Annotated in this window: 19 protein-coding genes; 9 read left to right on the top strand and 10 right to left on the bottom strand. The window is 46.1% G+C overall.

Going from position 1 to position 24,737, the window contains the following annotated elements:
* Positions 1–247 precede the first annotated feature (247 nt).
* Positions 248–856, bottom strand: a complete 609-nt coding sequence (gene ribA / locus ABTQ23_RS01695) for a GTP cyclohydrolase II (RefSeq protein ID WP_408613885.1) — start codon at positions 854–856, stop codon at positions 248–250.
* Between the two features lie 52 nt (positions 857–908).
* Entirely contained in the window at positions 909–1,808 is a 900-nt protein-coding gene (gene metF / locus ABTQ23_RS01690) for a methylenetetrahydrofolate reductase (protein ID WP_408613884.1), read from the bottom strand.
* 360 nt (positions 1,809–2,168) lie between these two features.
* Here metF and ABTQ23_RS01685 point away from each other — a divergent pair, with 360 nt between their 5' ends.
* The 3 genes from ABTQ23_RS01685 to ABTQ23_RS01675 all read left to right on the top strand — a co-directional run bounded on the left by ABTQ23_RS01685 (position 2,169) and on the right by ABTQ23_RS01675 (position 3,900).
* Positions 2,169–2,891: a hypothetical protein gene (locus ABTQ23_RS01685; RefSeq protein ID WP_408613883.1), complete on the top strand. Its 723-nt coding sequence runs from the start codon at positions 2,169–2,171 to the stop codon at positions 2,889–2,891.
* A 26-nt stretch (positions 2,892–2,917) separates the two neighbouring features.
* Positions 2,918–3,163, top strand: coding sequence for a hypothetical protein (locus ABTQ23_RS01680; RefSeq protein ID WP_408613882.1), 246 nt, complete (start codon positions 2,918–2,920; stop codon positions 3,161–3,163).
* 137 nt (positions 3,164–3,300) lie between these two features.
* Positions 3,301–3,900: a YhgN family NAAT transporter gene (locus ABTQ23_RS01675; protein ID WP_408613881.1), complete on the top strand. Its 600-nt coding sequence runs from the start codon at positions 3,301–3,303 to the stop codon at positions 3,898–3,900.
* 34 nt (positions 3,901–3,934) lie between these two features.
* Here ABTQ23_RS01675 and ABTQ23_RS01670 read toward each other — a convergent pair whose 3' ends face one another.
* On the bottom strand, positions 3,935–4,189 hold the full coding sequence (locus tag ABTQ23_RS01670; RefSeq protein WP_408613880.1) for a DUF1145 domain-containing protein: 255 nt from the start codon (positions 4,187–4,189) through the stop codon (positions 3,935–3,937).
* Between the two features lie 17 nt (positions 4,190–4,206).
* The gene (rsmD, locus tag ABTQ23_RS01665) at positions 4,207–4,782 is read right to left on the bottom strand and encodes a 16S rRNA (guanine(966)-N(2))-methyltransferase RsmD (protein ID WP_408613879.1); all 576 of its coding nucleotides are present in this window, start codon (positions 4,780–4,782) and stop codon (positions 4,207–4,209) included.
* A 264-nt stretch (positions 4,783–5,046) separates the two neighbouring features.
* On the opposite strand from rsmD, the gene ftsY reads away from it, so the two are divergent.
* From ftsY to ftsX, 3 genes are read left to right on the top strand one after another with little or no spacing between them, the layout of a single operon-like run.
* Positions 5,047–6,573, top strand: coding sequence for a signal recognition particle-docking protein FtsY (gene ftsY / locus ABTQ23_RS01660; RefSeq protein WP_408613878.1), 1,527 nt, complete (start codon positions 5,047–5,049; stop codon positions 6,571–6,573).
* A 24-nt stretch (positions 6,574–6,597) separates the two neighbouring features.
* Positions 6,598–7,269: a cell division ATP-binding protein FtsE gene (gene ftsE / locus ABTQ23_RS01655; protein WP_408613877.1), complete on the top strand. Its 672-nt coding sequence runs from the start codon at positions 6,598–6,600 to the stop codon at positions 7,267–7,269.
* Positions 7,266–8,228: a permease-like cell division protein FtsX gene (ftsX, locus tag ABTQ23_RS01650; protein WP_408613876.1), complete on the top strand. Its 963-nt coding sequence runs from the start codon at positions 7,266–7,268 to the stop codon at positions 8,226–8,228. The genes ftsE and ftsX overlap by 4 nt, the downstream gene beginning before the upstream one ends.
* A 38-nt stretch (positions 8,229–8,266) precedes the next feature.
* Here ftsX and ABTQ23_RS01645 read toward each other — a convergent pair whose 3' ends face one another.
* Positions 8,267–9,064 (bottom strand): DODA-type extradiol aromatic ring-opening family dioxygenase, encoded by a 798-nt coding sequence (locus ABTQ23_RS01645; RefSeq protein ID WP_408613875.1) that lies wholly within the window; start codon positions 9,062–9,064, stop codon positions 8,267–8,269.
* A gap of 239 nt (positions 9,065–9,303) precedes the next feature.
* Between ABTQ23_RS01645 and manA the strand changes: the two genes are divergently transcribed.
* Both manA and amtB read left to right on the top strand, forming a co-directional pair.
* Positions 9,304–10,506 (top strand): mannose-6-phosphate isomerase, class I, encoded by a 1,203-nt coding sequence (manA, locus tag ABTQ23_RS01640; RefSeq protein ID WP_408614048.1) that lies wholly within the window; start codon positions 9,304–9,306, stop codon positions 10,504–10,506.
* A 416-nt stretch (positions 10,507–10,922) separates the two neighbouring features.
* Positions 10,923–12,209, top strand: coding sequence for an ammonium transporter AmtB (gene amtB / locus ABTQ23_RS01635; protein WP_408613874.1), 1,287 nt, complete (start codon positions 10,923–10,925; stop codon positions 12,207–12,209).
* 40 nt (positions 12,210–12,249) lie between these two features.
* On the opposite strand, the gene ABTQ23_RS01630 is transcribed toward amtB, so the two are convergent.
* Positions 12,250–13,137 (bottom strand): LysR family transcriptional regulator, encoded by an 888-nt coding sequence (locus ABTQ23_RS01630; protein WP_408613873.1) that lies wholly within the window; start codon positions 13,135–13,137, stop codon positions 12,250–12,252.
* A gap of 131 nt (positions 13,138–13,268) precedes the next feature.
* Between ABTQ23_RS01630 and ABTQ23_RS01625 the strand changes: the two genes are divergently transcribed.
* Positions 13,269–14,213, top strand: a complete 945-nt coding sequence (locus ABTQ23_RS01625) for a glutathione S-transferase family protein (protein WP_408613872.1) — start codon at positions 13,269–13,271, stop codon at positions 14,211–14,213.
* A 92-nt stretch (positions 14,214–14,305) separates the two neighbouring features.
* On the opposite strand, the gene ABTQ23_RS01620 is transcribed toward ABTQ23_RS01625, so the two are convergent.
* The 4 genes from ABTQ23_RS01620 to recC form a co-directional block, all read right to left on the bottom strand.
* Complete coding sequence (locus tag ABTQ23_RS01620; RefSeq protein ID WP_408613871.1) at positions 14,306–15,859, bottom strand: OpgD/OpgG family glucan biosynthesis protein; 1,554 nt, start codon at positions 15,857–15,859, stop codon at positions 14,306–14,308.
* Between the two features lie 193 nt (positions 15,860–16,052).
* On the bottom strand, positions 16,053–17,870 hold the full coding sequence (gene recD / locus ABTQ23_RS01615; protein ID WP_408613870.1) for an exodeoxyribonuclease V subunit alpha: 1,818 nt from the start codon (positions 17,868–17,870) through the stop codon (positions 16,053–16,055).
* Positions 17,867–21,409 (bottom strand): exodeoxyribonuclease V subunit beta, encoded by a 3,543-nt coding sequence (recB, locus tag ABTQ23_RS01610; RefSeq protein ID WP_408613869.1) that lies wholly within the window; start codon positions 21,407–21,409, stop codon positions 17,867–17,869. The genes recD and recB overlap by 4 nt, the downstream gene beginning before the upstream one ends.
* On the bottom strand, positions 21,399–24,689 hold the full coding sequence (gene recC, locus ABTQ23_RS01605; protein WP_408613868.1) for an exodeoxyribonuclease V subunit gamma: 3,291 nt from the start codon (positions 24,687–24,689) through the stop codon (positions 21,399–21,401). Before recC ends, recB begins: the two co-directional genes overlap by 11 nt.
* Positions 24,690–24,737: the final 48 nt, after the last annotated feature.

Here is a 24,737-nt window from a genome sequence, read left to right as displayed (position 1 = left end):
ATTTTATTAAAATCCATAAAGATGAAGCCGCAATTGTTTGCGGCTTCTTTATATGCGCAACTTTTAAATACCATTCACAAGATAGCTGTATATAGAAGAGCAAAATATAGAAAAGCAAAGAGTAAAGCTTTCTTAAAAAGCGATGCAGAAAGTAAGAGATAACTTAAAGCAGATAGGGGAAATATCGTAAAAACAAACGTTAAAAAACAAAAGACGCTCAAATATGAACGTCTCCTAATCCATAGGACTATTTTTCAATTTTATCGATTTTTAACAGGTGTCCCATCTGCTTAGCTTTGGTCTGCAGATAGAAGTGGTTATAAGGATTGTCACCGACCTCTAAAGGCACTCGCTCAACAATCTCAATCCCGGCAGCTTCTTTCATCGCTTTAATTTTTTGCGGGTTATTCGTCATCAAACGAACTTTGTGAATCCCAAGATGAGCCAACATGGGCTGACACATTGAGAAATCCCGCATATCTGCTGCAAACCCTAGTTTAAGATTTGCTGCAACTGTATCGTAGCCTTGGTCCTGAAGGTCATAAGCACGAATTTTGTTAATCAGACCGATGCCTCGACCTTCCTGACGCAGATATAAAATAAACCCTTTGCCCTGTTCGCTAATGCGCCGCATTGCTGATTCCAGCTGATAACCACAGTCACAGCGCTGGCTAAAAAGAGCATCGCCGGTTAAACATTCTGAATGAATTCGACCCAATACTGCTTCATCACTGTCCCATTCGCCCATGGTTAAGGCAATATGTTCTTTACCTGTTTCAGGAATGATGAAGCCATGCATGGTGAAATTTCCCCAGCGTGTCGGCAAAAAAGATGAGGCAACAAATTCAACTGACATAACAATACCACTTCAAGATAATTCAAATGCGATGCTTAATCGGCAAGGCTCATTATTCTATCACCGAAGTGGGACGAACACCTAATGTATGACAAATTGCGTAAGTTAACTCTGAACGATTCAAGGTGTAAAAATGAAAGTCCTTCACCCCTTCGCGACTTAAAACCTTAACCTGGTCAATTGCGATGCTGGCTCCGACTAAATTGCGGGTTGTCTGATCATCATCAAGTCCTTCAAATTGCTGATGCAACCATTGCGGTATCTTCACATTGGTAAAACCGGCAAATTTGCATAAGGTTTTGTAGTTTGAGACCGGCAAAATCCCCGGCACAATATCTTGCTCAATCCCCACCGCAACACAGCGGTCGCGAAATCGCAGGTAAGATTCAACATCAAAAAAGAATTGAGTTATCGCACGATTTGCCCCTGCCTCAATTTTTCGCTTAAGCGCCAATAAATCAGATTGTGCTGATTTGGCCTCAGGATGAACCTCTGGATAAGCTGCCACCGAAATATCAAAATCAGCCACCTCTTTAAGCAATCGCACTAAGTCTTCGGCATAAACCTTCGGTTTATCGCTACCATCAGGTAAATCACCACGCAATGCAACGATCTGTTTAATACCGTTATCCCAATAGTCTTGCGCAATTCGTTTAAGCTCATCGGCACTTGTGGCAATGCAGGTTAAATGCGGCGCAGCTTTGAGCGAGGTACGCTGGGTGATCTCTTTAATAATGGAGTGAGTTCGATCTCGAGTACTTGCATTGGCGCCATAAGTCACTGAAACAAAAGATGGCTCGAGTGTTTTTAAGCGTTCCACTGAATTCCATAACGTCGTTTCCATTGCCGGAGTCGTTGGTGGAAAGAATTCAAAGGAAACACGAATATCACCATTCAGTTCACTCAGCTTCTGATTTAAGTTTTCTAATTGTTGGGCCGTTTGGAAAGACATTTCGTGCTCCAGAGCGATGGTTAAGTTAATTGTTTAAGATGTATAGATGTCTACACGTCCAAAAATAACTTATTTTTTAATCAAGTCAACATATATTCATTCTCATGATCAAAATTATGAATTTATTTCATAAACACAAAGATTAACCGCGATAGTGACCACAAATTAATAATAAAATACTGCCGTACAAATTTTATACTGCTATATTTAGCATAGACATGGTTTAACTGAGTTTGCTGTTAATTACGCACTTACTTATTAGTTTAGTTAAAAACACCGGTTTAGGTGTAAACCTAGTAAGTAAAAGGCAAAGCAGTCACTGGTTAATTTGTAGTCGGGTCGTAAGAAGAGAGTATTTTTGTGGTTAATCAGATATCGAGCACTGTCAGCCAAGGCCCGCAAATGCAGGCGTCTCAACAGGTGCTCCAGCCGATTCAGCAGGCTGCGAATGCACCTGATGATAGTGCTCTGAAACAAAATATAGCTCAAAGTATTGCGCAAGCAACCGCGCCTATGCCGTCGGTTCGCATAACAGGAGCGCTCCCTCAAGATGGTCAAAGCGGGGCGGATCCTAGTCGTGCCGAAGTTTCTCGTAGTGCCCCCAAACAAAGCCAACCTCGAGGTTATCAGCCTAGCCTCAACCCCATGCTTGATGATGTACAACTGAACAACACACCACGGCAACTTCCTTTAACTGATGCCATGGTGCAACAGTCGCGTCAGACGGCCGTGCTGATGCAAAGCGAGCAGCAAGTACAACAAGAACCACCGCGGGCCATTACTCAAGCAAGAGGAACAGGCCAAGGAACGAGCTCGCACGACAATACCCAACCTCGGGATGTAACCGAAGCCAATAAAAGTCAGCAGCGCCGCCAAGTACAATCAAATCGACAAATTGCCCAAGCAGCTATCCAAGCCCAAAGCCGCGCGCGCGAAAGTGTTTTTAATGTAAATCAGGCAGTCGATATGTCTAGCCGTTCTTTGCAACATCAACTGATGTTAGCAGCGATGGCCAGCGCTCCAGAAAATCTAGAACAATCAGACCGTTCACCGCCCTCCCGGCAGATTGAACAACAGGTGTAATTAACTTTGTATACCAGGACGTAGTTATGAGTGAACTCATTGGCAATTTAGAATTGATGCAGATGATGCTTGAACATGATGGTTTATTTAGCAAACAGGCGACCCTCGCTGAAATTATCGAAGTATTTTATGACCATCCACACCCCACCCCGTTGAGCACTCGCGATATTGTTTTTGCCAAACTAGACGAACGTTATAGCGAACCCGATAAAAGCACAGTCAGCGAATCAGCTGCAGTTGCTCAGGATATGCAACTGGATGGTTACTTATAACCCCTAATAAAATATTAAATCCTGCATGTTTTCTTTATATATGCTCTGCTAGACTACGCTCCCCTAGACAGGGCAATAATTTGTTTTTTGAATTATCTGCCAGCTAAGACTGGCTTATTTTTATTCCGAGGAGCTTTATGAGCCTGATTTCTGCGACATTAATGCTGTTTTTAATCATGGATCCGCTAGGTAATACGCCTGTTTTTATGGCGATCATGAAGCATATTGATCGAAAGCGTCAGGTTAAAATTCTCATCCGAGAACTGATATTTGCGCTGATTATCATGATGGCCTTTCTGTGGGCAGGCGAGCAGATCTTAAGCTTTTTGAATTTACGTCAAGAAGCGGTAAGTATTGCCGGCGGCATCATTTTGTTTTTGATAGCCCTAAAGATGATTTTTCCAGGCGAAGACGGCCTAGCGGGCTTAGCCGCTGGTGATGAGCCTTTTTTGGTTCCCATGGCTATTCCAATGATTGCCGGACCATCAATTTTGGCGACATTGTTATTAATGGCCCACCAAGACCCAACTCGAATGGGAGAATGGAGCCTTGCCCTAATACTCGCCTGGCTTGGTACATCAGTGATTCTTATAAGTGGCGGCTTTTTAACCCGATATTTGGGTGAGCGAGGACTGACGGCTATTGAGCGATTAATGGGGATGATTTTGATTATGCTATCGGTACAGATGCTCTTAGATGGTGTAGCGAAATACTTGCACTACGCGGCCAATATTTAGCCATATCAAGGCGCATGCAACCATGCGCCTTACATTACAACATCCGTTTACGAATGCCCATCAGGGCAAATACACCGAAAACAATCAGCCGCCAACCATCACCTTTATGCCAATGGCCACTGCTTTGCAGCGAAGATTTTAAAAGTAACATTTGCATCGAGTGTAAAAATAATACAAAAATACCGGCACCAATAAGCAACGGATAGATACGAGACATCGGCGTCCATGGGGAGCTAAGAATAATCACCCACATCACAATCATCAGTGCTTTTCCAATATTTACCATCATAGCTACTTTTGTGTTCCTTATTCAAACCTGTATAGGCGGCTGATCACTTGCCCGACTGATTTCTCGCGATACAATTGCCAAGGTACAGAAAGTTCATCAAATTCCTGCTCACTTTCAATATAGACCCAAGCACCTGGATTTAACCACCCTTGATGAATCAGTAATTCACAACATGGCACTATCATATTTTTACGAAAGGGCGGATCCATAAAGACTAAATCAAAGCCCTGCTCTGGCCGCTGCTGTAAAAACTTCAGTGTATCAACACATCGAACATCAAGCTGAGACTGAGGAACATTGAGCCGCTGTTGATTTTCTTTAAGCTGGCTGGCTGCTTTAGCAAATTTTTCCAGCGCAACCACATAGTCAGCTTGGTGTGAGAGCGCTTCAAAGCTCAAACTGCCACTACCGGCGAATAAATCTAGGCAACGACGATTCGCTATCCGCCCTTGCAGCCAGTTAAATAATGTTTCTTTCACGCGATCCGTTGTCGGGCGTAATCCTTCTGCGGCTAATACGGGAAGTTTTCTTCCGCGCCATTGGCCGCCAATAATCCGGATACTGCCGGTTTGTGATTTTTGCTGTCGCGCCATATTCAATAAGCCTTTATATCGAAGCAATTAGCATAACAAATATCATCCACATGATATTTTTAAGCTAAAACGGCCCATCACCACTTAAATTTGTGAGACAGACATTCATAATTGATGTTGATGCAAAAAGCGCCTCAAAATATCATCGGCAACTTAATAATGATACTATTTACGCCAAATATGCGTCGCATTGTACCAGTGTTCAAGCAGACGCAAAGGATCAATTAGCAACTCACAAGCTATCGTCGTAAGGTTTAGAAATTAATGGCAAAGAAAAAAGGTCTTTTTTCCTGGCTGCGCCGCAGTAAAGATGAGCATGAGCCGCAAGAGACAACACCATCATCACCAGAGCTCGAGCAATCATCCGTTGATGAAAACGCCTTAAATGAAAAAGGTGAAGCGCAGACTCAAGCCGAGGCTGAAGAAAAAGCGCGCCTTGAGGCAGAGGCGAAAGCCCAAGCTGAAGCCGAAGAACAGGCTCGCATTGAAGCGCAGGCCAAAGCCCAAGCCGAGGCCGAAGAACAGGCACGCATAGAAGCCGAAGCGAAGGCCCAAGCTGAGGCTGAAGAACAAGCACGCCGCGAGGCGCAGGCCAAAGCTCAAGCTGAGGCTGAAGAACAAGCACGCCTTGAGGCGCAGGCCAAAGCCCAAGCTGAGGCTGAAGAACAGGCTCGCATTGAAGCGCAGGCCAAAGCCCAAGCCGAGGCTGAAGAACAGGCACGCATAGAAGCCGAAGCGAAGGCCCAAGCTGAGGCTGAAGAACAAGCACGCCTTGAGGACGAGGCGAAAGCTCAAGCTGAGGCTGAAGAGCAAGCGTCAACAACCTCTGACAGTGGCGTTGAAAAGCCTGCCAAACGTCCCGGCTTATTTGCTCGGCTTCGCCAAGGATTAAAACGAACTCGCTCCAATATTGGTAGCGGATTTATCGGACTATTTCGCGGTAAAAAAATTGACGATGAGCTCTTTGAAGAGCTTGAAGAGCAGTTGCTCATTGCCGATATCGGCGTTGAAACAACGCAGAAAATCATCGATCACCTAACCGATACGGCAAGCCGTCGCGACTTAAAAGATGCCGAAGCACTCTACGACCTACTACGTGAGCAGATGCAGCAGATGCTAAGCGAAGTCGAGCAGCCGCTAGTGCCAGAAAATCCAGATGGCCCATTTGTCATTTTAATGGTCGGCGTTAATGGTGTCGGTAAAACCACAACCATTGGCAAACTGGCTAAACAGTATCAACAACAAGGCAAATCAGTCATGTTAGCCGCTGGCGATACCTTTAGAGCTGCGGCCGTTGAACAACTGCAAGTTTGGGGGGAGCGCAACCACATTCCAGTCATTGCGCAGCATACTGGTGCCGATAGTGCCTCGGTTTTATATGACGCATACAGCGCCGCACAAGCACGAGAGATTGATGTTCTAATTGCCGATACTGCGGGTCGATTACAAAATAAATCGAATCTGATGGAAGAGCTTAAAAAAGTGGTTCGGGTGATGAAGAAAATCAATCCGGATGCGCCACATGAAGTGATGCTTACCATCGATGCTGGCACAGGCCAAAACGCCATCAGTCAGGCAAAACTATTTAATGAGGCAGTCAACCTCAGCGGGATTACCTTAACTAAACTGGATGGAACCGCCAAAGGTGGTGTTATTTTCTCGGTTGCCGATCAATTTAAACTGCCAATCCGTTATATTGGGATTGGCGAAGGCATCGATGATTTGCGAACCTTTGAAGCCAAACCATTTGTCGATGCGCTGTTTAGCCATGAAGACGATGACCAAGAGTAACCCAGCCATCGATTAGGAATCGAGATGATCCAATTTAGCCAAGTCAGCAAAGTTTATCCGGGGCGCCATCAGGCGCTCCAGAAAGTGGATTTTCACATAAAAAAAGGTGAGATGGTCTTTCTAACTGGCCACTCAGGTGCTGGCAAAAGTACCTTGCTACGCCTAGCTACAGCAATGGAGCGCGCAAGCGCTGGCAAAATTGAGTTTGCCGGACAAAACATTACTCGCCTTGCTCCTCGAAAAATCCCACTGTTGCGCCGTCAAATTGGCATTGTCTTTCAAGATTATAAACTGCTCGCTGATCGCAGTGTTTTTGATAATGTCGCACTGCCATTAGTGATTGAAGGCTACGCCTTTCGCGATATTAAGCCGCGCGTATTGGCCGCTCTTGATAAAGTTGGCCTCAGAGACAAATATCAGTGTCTGCCAGCCATTCTCTCTGGCGGGGAGCAGCAACGTGTTGGGATTGCTCGCGCGGTTGTGAATAAGCCGCCGTTGCTGATTGCTGACGAACCGACCGGAAACCTCGATCCCCAGTTATCCGAAGAGATCTTTAAGTTATTCAGCGAATTTAATCGCAGCGGCGTTACCGTACTGATAGCAAGCCATGATTTAGCACTCATTGAGCGCATGGATTACCGCACTCTGACATTAAATGAAGGGCGTCTGGCCGATTCCAAGGAGCGTGACGAATGAGTATTGGAGCATCGATTCGACAAGGCCTATCACTGCCGCAACGCTTTATCGCCTTCTGGGTTCGCCATTTTCAACAGGGCACCGCAAGCCTCGGTGAAATTTGGCGAAATCCAGCCAGCTCACTCATGACGATTGTCGTCATTGGGGTATGTTTATCGCTGCTGGTGACATTTCATCTAGTGATTAAAAATGTTCGCCAGGCCGTTCCCAGCTGGCAACAAAGCGCCCAAATTAATGTGTTTGTTACTCCCGGAACAACGTCTGATGCGCGCAACACGCTCATGCAACAGATTAAAAACCTGCCATCGGTGAGCGATGTAAAACTTATCGATAAACAGCAAGGCTTAAAAGAATTTAAACAAGACTCCGGCTTTGGCAATGCACTTGATTTACTTGATGATAACCCGCTTCCTGACTTACTGGTTGTGACTCCAACAACAGATCAGCGCCAGAGCGGACAATTGCAACTATTGCAGAGTAAATTAGCCAGTTTAGCGAACGTTTCTCAAGCCAGGCTCGACGTTCAGTGGTTAAAACGACTTGAGAGTATTCTTAGCACCGCTCGACATGTATTGGAGTTGCTGATTACCCTGCTGTTGGTTTCAATTATCTTAACTGTGGGAAATACAATCCGCCTCAATGTCCTAAGCCAGCGAAATCAGATTGAGGTGATGAAACTGATAGGTGCCACGAATGCCTTTATTCAGCGGCCATTTTTATACATCGGTTTCTGGTATGGTTTTATCGGCGGATTATTAGCATGGCTGCTGAGCAATATTTTGCTGCTTTATTTAGGCAATTCAATTAGCAGCCTAGCAAGCTTATATCAGCAGCAGATTTACCTATCTGGACTTAGCTTTAAAGGCTTTTTAGAGTTAATGATCTTCGCCTCTGCCTTAGGGCTTATCTCTTCATGGGTCAGCGTAACTCACTACGTGAAAGCGATTGAACCTCGCTAAACAATAAAGGCACAACGTTGGTTGTGCCTTTATTGTTATTAATCAAATCGATAGCTTGATGCAGTAATGCCGCCAAACAGTTTATTTTCATAATAAATGCGGCTTGCTTTACCATCACTTGCAGCGCCGAGCGCAACCCACAGCGGCAGTAAATGCTCTTCACGCGGCTGAGCAATGCGCGCGCTAGGCGCTTGCTGCCAATGGTTTAACCGCTGGTGACGAGCTTCTTCATCATCCATCATCAGTGTTTCATAAAGCCAATCATCAAACTCTTTAGATGGAGCTGAGGCTGAAGCATCAAAGTGGCGCAAGTTGTGATAACTTAAACCACTACCAATAATTAACACCCCTTGTTCACGCAGTGAGCGCAGCGCTCTGCCCGCAGCATAATGTTGTTCAGTGTTTAAGTTCGCTTTTAACGAAAGCTGCACCACTGGAATATTCGCTTGTGGATACATAACCGCCAAAGGCGTAAACGTGCCATGATCATAGCCGCGCTGGCTATCATTTCGAGCTTTAATATCATGCTGACTGAGCAATTCAATTACCTGCTCGGCAAGCTCAGGTTGACCAGGCGCTGGATATTGAATTTGATAGGTATAATCGGGAAAACCATAGTAGTCATAAATCATCCCTGGTTTAGCTGAACCTGACACCGTAAAATCAACCGCTTCCCAATGAGCCGTTACAACCAACAGCGCCTTTGGCTGCTCAGTTAAAGAGGCTGGAATATCTTTAAGTGATTTAGCCAGAATATCGTAGGCATTGCCAAACTCTTTCATCCAAGGCCAAGGGCCACCACCATGTGAGACAAAGAAAGTTGGAAGTAAGCTCATTGTTATGCTCCCTTATATAAATTGGTATAAAGCAGGCTCTCGCTCTGCATCTCGATGAGGTAAAGATACAGCTTGGCTAAATGGGATGCAGCTTTAAATTTTTGAACAATGTATTTAGTGATCATGAGATTTGGGATCATCTCGCAATAATCATCAGCAAAGATGCTAGAATTGCTTTCGTTTTCGAAAATTACCCCGATCTATCATGAGTGTTTGGCTAGCGCCTAGGGAAGGATATGATGACAAAATCTCAGACTCAGTATTTTTATCGCATGCAAAACCCAATGCAGCATTATGCTTGGGGAACCACTGAAGCTTTAAATACGTTGTTTGGTATTGCCAATCCTGACGGGCAACCACAGGCAGAGATTTGGATGGGCGCTCATCCCAATGGTTGTTCACAGGTTCTTGAAACCAAAACCGAAGAAATGGTTAAACTGAGCGAGCTAATTGCTCGTGATCCGCAAAGTTACTTAGGCGAGCGCGTCTATCGCGAATTTACCGAGCTGCCTTTTTTATTTAAAGTGCTAAGCGCCGCTCAAGCGCTATCGATTCAGGTCCACCCAAGCTTAGAACAAGCACGCCAAGGCTACGCTAAAGAGCAAGAAGCTGGCATTGATATTAAAGCGCCAAACCGCAACTATAAAGATCCAAACCACAAACCTGAGCTTGTTTTTGCACTGACGCCTTATCAAGCAATGAATGGTTTTCGGCCAATTAAAACCATCATTGAATTATTTGAAAAAGTAAATGTTTCAACGCTCGCGGCGCGATTAAACACGCTCAAACAAAATCAGAATGAACAAGGCCTTGCGCAGTTTTTCACCGGTGTCGTTGGTCTTGATGGTGCAGATAAACATCATGCCCTTGAAGAGCTACTCGCATACACCAGAGCACATCAAGACGACGCACTATGCGCCTTGATTGACGAGCTTTCAGAGCACTATCCCGATGATACTGGCTTATTTGCGCCACTCATTCTCAACGTCATTACCTTGCAACCAGGGGATGCGATGTTCCTTTATGCGTGCACACCGCATGCCTACCTTAAAGGAACAGGCCTAGAAATTATGGCCAACTCTGATAATGTCATTCGAGCTGGCCTGAGCCCAAAACACATCGATATTCCTGAGCTTTTATCGTGCTGCGAATTTGTCAGTAAAGATCCTGCTCAATTATTGATTCAGCCACATCAACATGGTGATGGTGATATCTACCACATTCCAGTCGATGATTTTCGCTTTGCTGTTTATCAAGATTGTGATGAACGCCTGAGCTGTGATAGTGCTGAGATCATTTTTGCTATTGATGCCAACGTTCAACTCACCCATAGCGATGGCGACATAGTCACGATTGGCAAAGGTGAATCAGTCTTTATTCCCGCTTATACAGCGAGCTATCGATTAATGACCAGTGGCCAGGTGGCCCGAGCATATTGTTAAACAAAGTAGGGGCACACTTATTTTAAGTTGCCCCAATAAAGTGCAAAACAAAGCCCCTGAATCGATCCCATTTGGTGCAAATCAACGATTTTTTCTCCCTATAATATTTACACATTTTTACCATTAAAGAAAAATATATCCATTATTCATATAGATATTATCAATTTAAAGATTCTAATAATTTATGGCACATCTTTTGTAAATGCTCTAAGGCAAAGCGCTTTTGTGCTTTAATTTTGCGCCTCTTTGCAGAACACTCGCACTGCAATATGGCATTTATGAGAAAAAGAGGAACTGAGTACAAAGGCTGAGCCTCATTAACGTCTTATGTACCAGCATAAATCAATTGACTGGGTCATTGAGAAATAGCACATGCAGATTTCTCGATACCTTATAATCAAATGGATGAAGTAATAATGATAAAACGTATTGCCAAGTCAACATTGGTCGCAAGTGCGTTATTGCCCACCATGGCAATGGCTGGTACGACAGCCGCCAGTGGTGCCGATAATGCATTTATGATGATCTGTACGGCCCTTGTGCTGTTTATGACGGTTCCTGGAATCGCACTCTTTTACGGTGGTCTGTTACGTTCTAAAAACGTCTTATCCATGCTGGCTCAGGTGATGGTCAGTTTCGCGCTGATTTGCGTCTTGTGGTTCATCTATGGTTACAGCTTAGCCTTTACTCCAGGGGGCTCATTTTTCGGAAGCTTTGATGCGTTCTTACTTAAAGGCATCGCACCGGATTCAGTCTCTGGCAGCATCTATGAATATATCTTTATTGCTTTCCAATGTTCATTTGCCACTATTACCGTTGCGTTAATCGTAGGTGCTTTTGCCGAACGAATTCGCTTTAGCGCGGTTTTAATTTTCGCAGCGCTGTGGTTCACCTTTGCTTACCTGCCAATTGCTCACATGGTCTGGGGCGGCGGCTATTTAGCACATGATGGCGCACTTGATTTCGCTGGCGGGACAGTAGTGCATATCAACGCTGCAACAGCTGGTTTAGTGGGTGCTTACATGGTTGGTAAACGTGTTGGCTTTGGTAAAGATTCTCTCAAACCACACAACCTGCCAATGGTCTTCATCGGTGCGAGTATCCTTTATATTGGCTGGTTTGGCTTTAACGCAGGTAGTGCAGTTTCTGCCAATGCCACAGCCGGTCTTGCCTTCTTAAACACTGTGATTGCAACAGCAGGCGCTATTTTGTCATGGAGCTTTGTTGAGTGGTTCATCCGTCGCAAACCTTCACTGTTGGGCGCAAGTTCAGGTTGTATCGCTGGCCTCGTTGCAGTCACTCCAGCTGCGGGTACCGTAGGTGTCGGTGGCGCTCTGATTATTGGTTTAATCGCAGGTGTTGCAGGCTTTTGGGGTGTAACTTGCCTGAAAAAATGGCTGCGTGTTGATGATGCGTGTGATGTCTTCGGTTGTCACGGCGTATGTGGTATTGTCGGCTGTATCTTAACTGGTGTCTTTACTGCAAGCTCTTTAGGCGGCACAGGCTATGCTGAAGGCGTGACCATGGGACATCAGGTTTGGGTTCAGTTGGTAAGCGTTGTCATTACTCTGGTTTGGTCCGGCGTAGTTAGCTTTGTCGCACTTAAAATTGCTGACCTGATTGTGGGCCTGCGTGTTGATAATGAAGTTGAACGCGAAGGGCTGGATCTTAATAGCCACGGCGAAAACGCCTACAACTCATAATCATTTAAGTTAAGATGAAAAGGGCTCGCAGAGCCCTTTTTTAATGGCTGCTACATGGCCAGTCTTGCTCCAGATAAGCACTGAACTCATCGATAAAGTAGCGCGCTCGAACCGATAGCTGCTGACGATTTGGGTACACGGCATTAATGGGCACGTGGCCAAAATTATAATCAGATAAAAGCTGCACTAACTCAGCAGAATCTAAAAAAGGTTTGGCCGCAAACAGCGGACATAACGCGACACCAATATTTCGACAGGCTAGCTCCGCGCTGGCTCTGGCACTATTGACATAAACCACCGGTTTTAAATCAAGCAAATATTGCTCACCATCGAAGCTTGCAACCCACCGTTGGCGTTCACTTTTTAAGTTGCTATCAAAGACCATCGGAAAGCCCGTTAAATCATCCGGCTTCTCAATTCTAACGCCTTCAACCATCTTGGGCGATGCCACTAACACGGAACGACTCACACCCAGTTCACGCGCAATCATGGTCGAATCTTTAAGATGGCCAATCCGAATGGCTAAATCAAACCCTTGACTGACTAAATCGACGTATTGATCGCTTAGCAGTACTTCAACATTCATCTTCGGATAACGTTCAATAAACTCACTGATAAATCCCATCATCACTTGTTCACCGAAAGTGTTCGGCACCGAGACCCGCAACCGTCCGGCCATCTGCTGTTCACCTTCGCGCAAGCCCACTTCCATTTCACTGATTTCATCAAGGATCTGACGCGCTCGTTGATAATAACGCTGACCTGCATCGGTAAGAGTGAAACCTCGAGTCGAGCGCGAAATTAATCGCACATTCAATGACTCTTCAAGTTGGCGAATATGGGTGCTCATCAACGCTTTGGTTTTATTTAACTTCGCCGCGGCAGCTGTGTACGAGTGCAGCTCTGCAACATGCACAAAGCTATTCATTAAATTGAGTTTATCCATGATTGTTAAATAATTTTGAACATTATTTCAATAAAAGCAGAAATTGTTTAATCATGCCACTATCGTTACCCTAAAACCATAGAATTTGTACAACAAAACAAAGATGGAAGCGTATGTTAGTCAATGGTCAGTGGCAGAAAAAATGGGATCCAGTCCAGAAGCAGGATAAAGATGGTCGGTTTATCCGTCAAACCAGCAGCTTTCGACAACGTCTGGACGCTACATCTGTCGCGAGGCTAAAAAATGGCGAACGTCCCTATACATTGTATGTTGCGCTAATTTGTCCGTGGGCCACCCGCGTATTAATTGCGCGCTCACTATTTGGCCTAGAAGATTACCTTCCCGTAAAAATTGTTGCGCCCACACTCACCGACTATGGCTGGCAATTTACGGATTTTCCAGGAGCCACAGCCAAAAGCGAAGTAGAATTTAACTACATGCACGAGCTCTATACATTGAGCGATCCACACTTTACTGGCCGCGCAACTGTGCCAGTGCTTTGGGATAACGAGAAACGCTGCATCATCAATAATGAGTCGGCTGATTTACTAAAAATCCTCAACGATGACTTGCGAGAGCTTCATCAAAGTGACTTTAACCTACGCCCAGAGTCATTCAGTGCACAGATGGATGAACTGGATGAGCGCATCTATCGCAAATTAAATAATGGGGTTTATCAGGCGGGCTTTGCTCAATCACAAAAAGCTTATGATGAAGCCTATCAGAACATTTTTTCGATGTTAGATGAACTCGAAGAACGCTTAGCCCACCAGCGTTACCTATTTGGCGAGCAACTTAGCGAAAGCGATATTCGATTATTTGTCACCTTGGCGCGCTTTGATGTTGCCTACTATGGAATTTTTAAAGCAAATCGCCAACGTATCAGCGACTTCACCCATTTGAATCGCTATTTTCACGACCTCATCCAAATTGATGCCTTTGCCAAAAATACCAATATTGAGCATATCAAAACTGGGTATTACTCAATTAAAGCGCTCAATCCAACCCAGATCATTCCAGATGGTCCAGATTTAGATTGGTTTAAATACCTAAATTAACCGAAGTTGTGCCAGATGACTCTGGCACAACGTTTATTTGCCTAAATTCCTCTCAGATTGCTGCAAAACCAATCACAAAAGGTCAACAGCCCCTAACGATGGGAGCGATTAAACAGCGGAGTGTATAACCGATTCAGCCAACGCTCAGAGATGAGTTTGCCATCATAATAAAGAGCAACCTCGCCAGGGTTTGGTTTAGATGCATCGATATCAAACTTCACACGCAAAATGCCATTCGCCAGTGGTTTTGTTTCCACGTGCTCAGGAGCAATTCGCGAAAACGTCGTTTTAACCTTTACTTTATCAAGCTCTTTTGAGTGAAGCACTTTAAGCGCCCCGCCTTTAAAATCAATCACCACTTTAATCGGGCCATCATGCGGTGGCATGCCTGCTAACCCGCCTTGACCGATTCGAGTTGCCACCACTTTGGCAAACTTATCAGACGATTTAGGCAAAGGCCTGTCATTCCAGAGCATTCGATATTTAAAATGAAGATCTCGCCCAGGCGTGATGGCCTGAGCCGGTTTATAATAAAGCACAATGTTATCGTTGGTTTCTCGAGGCGTTGGCAGCTCAACTAAATGCACATGACCGTTGGCAAAAGTACCATCAAGCGGTTCAATCCACACTGATGGTCGGCGCTCGTAAAAGACCAAGCCATCCTGATAATGGTCAAAGTTGCGATCGCGCTGCATGAGCCCAAATCCCGCGACATTTTTTAGCGCAAACGTATGGTTGTATGGCTGATGCGGGTTATTCAAAGGACGCCAAATAAACTGATGATGACTCGTTTGAATGGCTAAGCCATCGGAGTCATGCACTTCGCCGCGCCAATCAAAGACGCTATTACGATTGCTCTGCGAGTACCAATACATACTCGAAAGTGGTGCAATGCCAACCTGTTTAACACTGTGGCGAAAAAACAGATGGCTATCAATCGTGACCGTTTGGCCTTTTTGCGCATTGTTGTTAAGTGTCAGCTGATAAGCTCCGGTGACACTTTTAGATTCAAGCAACGCGTAAACAATTAGTTGATCGGGATTTTTGCCATCCGCTTGCAACCAAAAATGGGTAAAGTATGGAAATTGCTCTTTCACACCAGCAATCCCGGAGTTAAGCGCTAAAGCACGGGCAGATAACCCTTCCTGTTTAAGATTACCGCGCATGCGAAAATAAGACGCGCCTAAAAAACTTCCCCAAAAATGAGACAAATCAGGCTCCATCACCGAAAACCCAGCATAACCGATATCTTTGGGTAACTTGGCCAGCGGGCTATCTTTGGGCATTGTGAAATTTTCCCGCTGATAAACAAACGGGTAAACTTTGCCATCTTTAATTTGCGCGATATGGACCGAACGGGGAAATAACCGCCCTAAAGGATAAAATTGAATCGGCATCTTGCCAACATAGACGGTTTTATTAGGTTTGTATTTAACATGTAACAGCGCTTCATAATCAATAGAGTGAATAATATCGCTGTATTGATTTGAAGGTTCTTTATAGGGTTTGGCGCTGAGCGCCTTTGCCTGGTTGATTAGCTCGGCATAGCTAAATGGCGAACCGGAGCGCTCTAAAAGCAGCTCATTGGCCCAAAGCGAGCTACAACTAAGCGTCCAAATTACAACGGCTAGCAGGTAACGAGTCATTTTGGTTTCCTTTTGAGAAATCTAAAAAGCAGTTTGACCTACTCTTTTATCTTTGCCAACGATGACCGAAGTTCTCAATTGATAGTGAGGGGCGGTTGGCCTTTGGGTTGTTTGAATAAAATTAAACCACAAAAGCGTAGCAGCCCCTAGAGTCATTAGCGCACCTAGCGTTAAGAATTTCGCGCAGATGAGCTTAAGTCATTGCGGCTAAACGCTGCGTTAACCCAGAGCGGCGTTTAGTGCGATGGGCACAGGCGCGTTTCAGGCTTGGCTCATCACAAATCAGTGAAAAGTGGTTTCGAGCCCGGGTAATCCCGGTATATAAAAGCTCACGAGTTGGATTTGCTCCGCCATGAGCAGGCAGTAACATCAGTACTTCGGCAAATTCACTGCCCTGACTTTTATGCACTGTCATAGCAAACGCAATTTCATGCTCTGGCAGGCGAGCGGGCAACACCCAGCGAATGCCATCCTCTGTTTCAGCGCTTTCAAATGCCACCATCAACGTACCATCTGAATTTTTGGCAAAAATACCAATATCGCCGTTATATAACTGCTGCACATGGTCGTTGGCTTGCACCATCACCGGAATTCCAGAGCACCAGCCCGAGGACTCATCTAACAACTGTTGCGAAAATAACTGCCGCTGCAAGCGTTGATTAATGCCTTCTACGCCAAAATCACCTTGGCGCAGCGCCACCAATAATTGAAACTGATGAAAGGCCTGAAAAACATTCTTAAGAGGCTGGCCTTCACGCAACATTTTCAGATAAACCGAACATGCTTGAGTGCAACGCTCCAGCATATAGCGATAGCTCTGCTCACTTAAAGCGCGCCAATCAATATCACTAAAGTGGGTATCGTTAAGATAGCGCATCGCACGCTCGCCATTGCCCTGATTCACTGAACGAGCCAACTGGCCGATTCCTGAGCGCTCATTAAAGCGATAACTTTTACGCAGCATCACCAGATTATCGGCAACCACCGGCAGTACCTCGCTACCCGCTATAAGCGATGCGGCGCCGCAGCGGTTTAAATAATCAACAAGTGACGGACTTAGCCCCGCATCAATGAATTCACAGATATCGGCCAAGACCGATCCGGCTTCAACCGATGCCAACTGATCGCGATCGCCTAATAGAATCACTTTCGTGTCCGCTGACAGCGCATCGAACAGATGGGTCATCAAGGACAAATCAATCATTGATGCTTCATCGACCACCAGCAAATCCACCAGCAATGGATTGTGAGCATTATGCACAAACTGACTGCGTCCGGGGATAACGCCTAACAGACGGTGAATAGTACTGGTGTGATAGGGAATAGCCTCAACCACTTCAGCAGGGCTTGATGATAACGCTAAGCGCGCTTGGGCAATCGAATCACTGAGCCGCGCCGCCGCTTTACCCGTGGGAGCCACCAGCGCGACTTCCAGTGAATGCCCTTGGGTTTTAATCGCGAGCTCTTGAATAAGCGCCAACAATCGGGTCACCGTAGTCGTTTTACCGGTTCCTGGGCCACCACTGATGACCAATAACTGGCGCTGACAAGCCTGCGCTGCAGCAACCCGCTGCCAATCTGTTTGCGCACTTACCTCACCAAATAATCGATTTAAAATCGGCTTCACTTTCGAGGGTGCAAAACCTTTGGTAACTGGCGATACAGCTAAACGCTCGGCTAACAGACGCTCATATTGCCAGTAGCGATTTAAGTACAATCGCTGCAGATCAAAGACCAGCGGCTGATTTGCACCAACCAGCGAGCTTTCATTTAGCCAGCGCTCCCACTCGGAGCTCTCGCAATCCACACCATAACTTTCAAGCTCTGCGCACAACATATCAATCGGCAGACAACTGTCCCCTCGACTTAGCGCTTTACTGGTTAAAGCCGCAGCCAGCGCAATCGCAGGTTCAGCACCCAAACTTTGCATGAATTTGGCAAAGTGCCAATCCAGTGAGCGTAGATGTTCTTGTTCGCGAAGTTGAGTTAACACATTTTGCCAGTCACTCATGCGCCTTCTCCTTGAAACAAGTCATCCAGAGCGTTAAGAAACGCCTCGGATGGTCTTGAGAAATAAACGCCAGTTTGCGTTTGAGTGTTAGCCTGATTGGTAACGCCGCGCATAAAAATATAATACACACCGCCAAAATGTTGTTGGTAATCATAGTCCTCAATACGCTGAGCTAAGAACCGATGCAGCGCGAGCGCATATATTTGATACTGAAAATCATAGCGATGTTCAATCATCGCTTGCTCCATCGCAGCGCGATTGTAATCACTAGCGCTATCGCCTAAATAGTTTGATTTATAATCGAGCACGTAATAACGGCCTTCGACACAAAACACCAAGTCGATAAACCCTTTGAGCATCCCTTGAATTTGCTCAAAACGAAGCGGATGAGCTTGTTGGCTGAGCGCATCATAACGGCTCAGCATTTGATTGAGTTGGCTTGCCTGAAGCAAACCAAGAGGCATCACAAATTCCATCTCGGCCAAGCGAGCCTGAGGCAAAATTTGTCCTAAGCAAAACGCGTCATGAGCGCCTTCATCATCAAGAGGGACACCGAGCACATTGGCTCGAAGCTGACAAATCACATCCAGCCATTTTTCGTCATATCCGGCACGCGCCATCAATGGTAGCAGCATGGATTGAACCTCTTCAGCATCGGCTTGAAAGTCAATTAATTCAAAAACGCTGTGTAAAAACGTTCCGGCCTGAGCCCCGCGTGCAAAATGAAAAACATCAAGAATGTCATCTTCACTATCTGCTTCATCATCGATGATAGTTTTATCCAGCCAAGCCAACTCTGCTGAGGCATCCCACTGCCCATGTTGAGATGACAATGCCGAATAACTGGTCAACCACCAGTTAGAGCGAATCTTGCGAGTCAACTGACGCGCCGTTAAGCTCTCAAAGCTATCATGACTCTCAACCAATGGCTCGGGCCAATGATCAACGGTGTTGCTATAACCAATATCCGGACAGCTTTGCGAAAGCTTATCAAGCGAATCCATTAATGTGGCCTTAGTGCCCTGTTCACCATGCTGCAATAAAAATCCAAGGGCACTATTTTCAATGCTGGTTGTTCCTTTTTTATTGGCTCTGGCGCTCAACGCCCCAACCCCCACACTGCAGTGGTATTTAGAGCGAGTCAGCGCGACATAAAGCAGTCGCAAGTCTTCAGCAAGTCGCTCTTGATCTGCGCTTTGTTTGGCATCATCATTGCCATCAAGTGCCAAAGTTAGCTCGCCGTTATCGTGATAAATAGCCTCTTTGGCACTGCGATAACTGAGCATAAATGGCAACGACACAATCGGATACTCAAGCCCCTTACTCTTATGAATCGTCACAATCTGCACCCGTTTTGCGTCACTTTCTAAACGGATTTGCGTTTCATCAGCGCCGCTTTCAGGGCTAAGTAACTGTTGAGCGAACCAGCGTAGCAGGGCTGCGGGAGAATCCAGTTGCTGCGCTTGGCTTTGCAATAGTTCGCCTAAATGCAACAGATTCGTTAATTGGCGCTCACCGGCGCGCTCCGTTAAAATCCGTGCGGCAATATCACGCTGTTCTAACCAGCGATAAAGCATCGGCAAAATGCCGCGGCGCTGCCAAATGCGCTGATAATGAAGGTATTCATCCACACATTGCTGCCAGCGTAGCTCATCTAAATTAAGCTCTTCGAGCTGACTAATCTGATACCCCAACAATGGCACAGCTAATGCTGCGCGTAACATTCGCTCATCATTAGGATTTAGCGCTGCCGCCATCTGCAAATAAAGCTGATAGCCTTCATCACTTTCAAAGACGCTATCGCGGTTGGCTCGCAGCACGTAGGCAATCGACAGTTTATCTAAAGCCTGCGCAATCAATTGCCCTTCCCGGTTGGTTCGAACCAATACTGCAATATCTTTAGCCTGCACCGCTCGCTTGCCAGCAGCGCCTTCATCGAGTTGTCCTAATTGCAGCCACTGATGAATTTGTGCGCTACAATCGCGAGCTTGCAACTGCTGATAATCACGACTATTTAAACTTGGAGCACCGTTATCCGCAACCCGAAACGACAGTGCCGGAACGCTCTTATCATCGATACTCAACCCTTGGCTTTGGCGATTTTTTTCACCGCTATCAACGGCAATAAACTCAATGGCATCACGATAAATAAAAGGATTGTCATGAAACAAAAACAATTGATTGACCGCATTGACCATCGCGCCGCTTGAGCGATAGTTAGTCGGCAAGGTGTAATGGGCGCTCACCTGTCGGCGAGCCTGCATATAAGTAAAAATATCCGCGCCGCGAAAGCCATAGATGGCCTGCTTAGGGTCGCCAATCAAAAACAGGCCCGTATCAGCACTCTCATCGAGCGCATAAATGGTGCTAAAAATTCGATATTGCTGCGGGTCTGTATCTTGAAACTCATCGATCATCGCCACCGGATAGCGACTGCGAATATGCTGAGCTAAAACGTGCTCATTATCAGTGCTTAACGCATCGGCAAGAATCGTTAATAGATCGTCAAACCCAAGCTGTTGCAGCTGCAATTTGAGCTGTGCAAAGCGCTCACGGATCTGCGGAATCAAGCGTTTTAAAAGCAATGATTTAAGATCAACGTCATCTTCGAGCAGCTTATCTACTGCACTAATTAACGGATGGGCTGGCAGCTCACCGGTTTTAGTCTTTTCCCCCAGCATAATTGACCCAAATCGAGCAATATTTTTAGGCAATTGCTCATTTTGAGTCGGTTCACTGGCGAACTGATGCATTTCATCTAACCATTTGGGCAAATTACGCTTGCTGTAGCTGCGCTTATCAAGGTCAGCGGCATCAAGTGCCTCAAGCAGACCATCAAACTCGGTTTGCCAACGCAACTTAAATTGGCTGATAGCCGCAAGCCGTTCATTAAACCAATCGGCAGGATCGGTATCGACATTGATACCACTGAGATTCAGTTGTGGCTGTGAGAGCACACTTTGCAACGAACTCAACAGCGCTTTAGGCTCGCTCCAAAAGCTCATTACCCGTGCAATTAAACTTTTTGCAAGAGGATAAAAGCGGCTACGCCAACAATCTTCTACGGCTCTAAGTCGCAGCGTTGATTCAGAGGTTAAAAATTCACTTTCAAAGGCAATCCCGCTTTCAAACGCATGCTCTTTAAGCATTCGCTGACAAAAGCCATGGATGGTAAACACCGCCGCTTGGTCCATATTCTGTTCAGCAAGCAGTAACCGTTCCGCATCCATGGCGCGATCACAGCTTTGTTCAATCAGATGGCGCGTTAGAAAATCATCCGAATGACCACGTAAAAAATCCAAGCGAGCTTGATGGATACGCGCGCGAATGCGTCCGCGAAGCTCGGCAGTTGCCGCCTCGGTAAAAGTCACCACCAAAATTTGGTCGATGTTAAGCGGCGCACGATGCGCATCATCGCCAAGCAACAACCGTAACACCAAAGCGCTAATGGTAAACGTTTTGCCAGTGCCCGCACTGGCTTCAATTAACCGCGCACCAGTTAATGCAAATGTGGTTAGCTCTAAACGCTCACTCATCATCAAACTCCGTCACATAACGCTTCATCGGCACCAACAATTTAATCACCCATGGTTCAAGCTCCTGCCAGGATTGGCTAAAGTCATCACCCAACCACTGATAAATATAACGATTATTCACCTCGCCAAATTCCCCTTGATAATGAGTAAGGGCGCGATTAAGCGCATCTGAGAGCACCGCACTATCTTCACTAAGGCTTGCGCGGGTGTCATCCCAAGCATGTTCGACATACAACCAGAGCGCTTGCGTTGGGAACAAAAATGGCTCCTGCCAGGCAATTTTAAGTGCAATCAGCCATTGGCTTAAATATTCTGCCGCCACAGATGGCTCTATAGGTGAAAAGCTAATTGCCTCATCAATGCCTAAAAGATAATTGTCGGTAGGAATCGCATCACTTAAACAGGCCATGAGATAATCGAGCCAAGCCAGTAATTTATCTTGAGCGCGCAATTTACCAGGGCGAAAACCAACTAAAGCCTCTGCGCTTTGGCTCGTTAGCCAGCCATGAATCGCCGGAAGTTCAACTGATAGCGGCTCAAGGCGCACCGCCCAACGACTCGGACTTAACGCTGGCAATTGCGCTAATCGGCCCACTAACGGGTCAAGTGACTGCCAACGTTTTTCAACACTCAAGGAGCCAAATTCGCCATGCGGTAAATGACCACTGGCTTTTAAGCGCTGGCTAACCTCATCAAACGCGCTATCTTGCAAACGCGCACCAAGCAATTGCTCATCCAATTGATAACGAGCTAAGCCACTTAAATTAAAACTCTCAGCCTCAACCAATTGCTCTTCTAAGTTGGGGTAATAAATATTTAATCGCCGTTTGTACAGCCATTCGCTAGGGGCTCGCACAAACTGCTGTAAATCTTGATAACTTAACGGCTCATCAAGTGGCATCGGTTGGGTTAATTTTTGCTCTATCACCGGATGGCTTTTATCAAACTGCCCATCCAGTGCGCGAGCCGCTGAAAGCCAGCGAGGATGATAGCTAAAGTAATTTTCCCCAGGGCGAAAATACTCTGGACTAAATGGCTGCAACGGATGCTCTAGGGTTAAATGAGCGAGCAAACGCTCGGCTGACTGGTCACTATCAAGTGGCAAATCGCTCTCAAGGGCAAAGCTTTGCCCCAAATAATCGCGCAGCTCACTGACCAATACAGATGGCTCAAGCGGGCTATTATCATTGACACTTCGCCCGACATAACTGATATAAAGCTGCTGCTGAGCGGCCAACAGAGCCTCTAAAAAGAGGTAGCGATCATCTTCTCGGCGGCTACGATCGCCCCGCTGCATGGGATTTTCCGCCATTAAATCAAAACCGACATTGGGAACATTACGCGGATAATCGGCATCATTCATTCCGAGCAAGCAAACCACTTTAAATGGAATGGCTCGCATCGGTAGCAATGTGCAAAAATTGATGGGACCGGCCAAAAATCGCTGGCTACCAGAGGCGTTACTTAACTGCGCGCGCGCATAATCGTGGATGATCATCGCATCAATATCGGCGCGATAGTCACAGCTTTCAGCACTTTCATACAACTGTTCAATCAGTTGTTGCAAACGCTGTTGATCGAACAGTTCAGGCTCATCAAACTCATAAAAAGTGTCGACTATCCACAACAGGCGCTGCTGCCAAAGCTGGTAATCGGCATTTTCCAAAAGGGCATTGCGAAGTGTAATGAGCGCATCGATAAAATCGGCTAATAGACCCACCAGTTCGGCGCTCAAACCTTGGCTTTCAGGATAAGGCAACACATCTTTTACCAAGGTGTCACTTGCCATTGCATAACCCAACAGCATTCGTTTTAAGCCAAACAGCCATGAGTTTTGCTCACTGTCATCAGGATTTGACCAGCGCTGCATATCAGTTTTATCAAGCCCCCAGCGCACGCCTGATTCAATCACCCACTGGCGCAGCTGGGGCAACTTCTCTGGAGCGATACCAAAACGGCGGCCAATGGCGGGCACCTCAAGCAGTGTTAACAATCCACTGGCACTTGAGCGCGATGTCGGTAGCGCTAACAGCTCGATAAAACTTTGTAATAATGGGCTTTCATCGCGGGCACTGCGATCAGAAATCGCATAAGGAATATAGTGCGCCTCATCGACAGAGCCAAAAACAGCTTCGATGGCGCTGCTATAGGCATTAATATCCGCTGCCATCACTATCACATCACGGGGAGTCAGCTCAGGGTCGGCTTCAAACATAGCTAACAGCGAGTCATGCAACACTTCTAATTCGCGCCGAGCGCTATGACAGCTCATAAATCGGACGCTGTTATCTTCAAACTTAGCGAGCCGTTTATGCTGGCTGTCTTGCCAAGCCATTGGGTCGATTGGATTTTCTAAATGTAATATATCGCGTTGCAAGGTGGCTAATATCGTCTCGCCGACAGGCTCAATAAATAGCTCTAAATCAAGCTCCTGTTTATCCGTTTCGGCCAGCAGTTCCAGGTAATCGCTCCCCAATTTCCCCATTGATGCCAATAGCGGGTTCCCTGCTAAAGCTAGCTCATCGCGCACATCCCCCCAATATTCGCGGCTAGGGTTGCCAAAAAATAGATGAATATCGATATGATGAGCTAATGCCTGCAACGCTTTTAAATAAGCGGGCGGCAGAGCAGAAATACCAAAGATAAAGACTCGCTCAGGCAAACCACTCACAGGGGTGCCAAGCGTTAAGCGCTCAATAAAATCGCTGAATAAATTGCCGCGATGATAAGGGCTATCCATCTTGGCAACCGTATCATCGACTAACAATCGCCAAAGCTTGGGCTGCCAAGGTTGGGTTTTACTAATTAATTCAAGATCATCACCGGCTTCCCAACTGCTCATCCAGTTCGGCCGATACACAAGATATTGGTCAAATAAGTCCGCAATTTTTTCGCACAGTTGCCACAGCTTGCGCGCTTGATTTTCAACGTTATCGGTAAGGTATTGAAATAACGGGGCAAAACTTGCGTCATCACGTTGCTCAGGCAAGATGCGCATTAACCGCCACGCCATGGCCTGCTTATTAAACGGACTTTGCTCAGGCACATCATCCAACACAACATGAAACATCTGCCAGATAAAGCTCGCGGGAAGCGGAAAATCAATATTGGCGCTCACCCGCAACTGCCTTGCCAGTTCCAATTTAAGCCACTGCGCCATACCAGGGCTTTGCACAAGGACTTGCTCGCGCATCAGTGGATTCGATAATCTATTTTGCGCCATTAACGGACCAATCAGTCCGGCAAGCACATCCAGCTGATTGCTCTGATAAAAATATAACATGGTGATGTCGTTTAACGATTTTGAATAGATTAAGAGTAACGTTTGCTA

It is taken from the genome of Celerinatantimonas sediminis, from assembly GCF_046054195.1.
Taxonomy (GTDB): Bacteria; Pseudomonadota; Gammaproteobacteria; order Enterobacterales; family Celerinatantimonadaceae; genus Celerinatantimonas.
The sequence above is the reverse complement of the archived record's forward strand: the minus strand, read 5'-3'. Positions and strand labels throughout refer to the sequence as shown.

Bases quoted from the DNA above. Each gene is read 5' to 3' on its own strand.
- ABTQ23_RS01670 (WP_408613880.1), bottom strand. From the start codon at position 4,189: ATGATGGTAAATATTGGAAAAGCACTGATGATTGTGATGTGGGTGATT.
- recD (WP_408613870.1), bottom strand. From the start codon at position 17,870: ATGAGTGACTGGCAAAATGTGTTAACTCAACTTCGCGAACAAGAACAT.
- manA (WP_408614048.1), top strand. From the start codon at position 9,304: ATGACAAAATCTCAGACTCAGTATTTTTATCGCATGCAAAACCCAATG.
- ABTQ23_RS01645 (WP_408613875.1), bottom strand. From the start codon at position 9,064: ATGAGCTTACTTCCAACTTTCTTTGTCTCACATGGTGGTGGCCCTTGG.
- ftsX (WP_408613876.1), top strand. From the start codon at position 7,266: ATGAGTATTGGAGCATCGATTCGACAAGGCCTATCACTGCCGCAACGC.
- recB (WP_408613869.1), bottom strand. From the start codon at position 21,409: ATGATGAGTGAGCGTTTAGAGCTAACCACATTTGCATTAACTGGTGCG.
- amtB (WP_408613874.1), top strand. From the start codon at position 10,923: ATGATAAAACGTATTGCCAAGTCAACATTGGTCGCAAGTGCGTTATTG.
- ftsY (WP_408613878.1), top strand. From the start codon at position 5,047: ATGGCAAAGAAAAAAGGTCTTTTTTCCTGGCTGCGCCGCAGTAAAGAT.
- ABTQ23_RS01625 (WP_408613872.1), top strand. From the start codon at position 13,269: ATGTTAGTCAATGGTCAGTGGCAGAAAAAATGGGATCCAGTCCAGAAG.
- ftsE (WP_408613877.1), top strand. From the start codon at position 6,598: ATGATCCAATTTAGCCAAGTCAGCAAAGTTTATCCGGGGCGCCATCAG.
- ABTQ23_RS01675 (WP_408613881.1), top strand. From the start codon at position 3,301: ATGAGCCTGATTTCTGCGACATTAATGCTGTTTTTAATCATGGATCCG.
- ABTQ23_RS01680 (WP_408613882.1), top strand. From the start codon at position 2,918: ATGAGTGAACTCATTGGCAATTTAGAATTGATGCAGATGATGCTTGAA.
- recC (WP_408613868.1), bottom strand. From the start codon at position 24,689: ATGTTATATTTTTATCAGAGCAATCAGCTGGATGTGCTTGCCGGACTG.
- ABTQ23_RS01630 (WP_408613873.1), bottom strand. From the start codon at position 13,137: ATGAATAGCTTTGTGCATGTTGCAGAGCTGCACTCGTACACAGCTGCC.
- metF (WP_408613884.1), bottom strand. From the start codon at position 1,808: ATGTCTTTCCAAACGGCCCAACAATTAGAAAACTTAAATCAGAAGCTG.
- rsmD (WP_408613879.1), bottom strand. From the start codon at position 4,782: ATGGCGCGACAGCAAAAATCACAAACCGGCAGTATCCGGATTATTGGC.
- ABTQ23_RS01620 (WP_408613871.1), bottom strand. From the start codon at position 15,859: ATGACTCGTTACCTGCTAGCCGTTGTAATTTGGACGCTTAGTTGTAGC.
- ribA (WP_408613885.1), bottom strand. From the start codon at position 856: ATGTCAGTTGAATTTGTTGCCTCATCTTTTTTGCCGACACGCTGGGGA.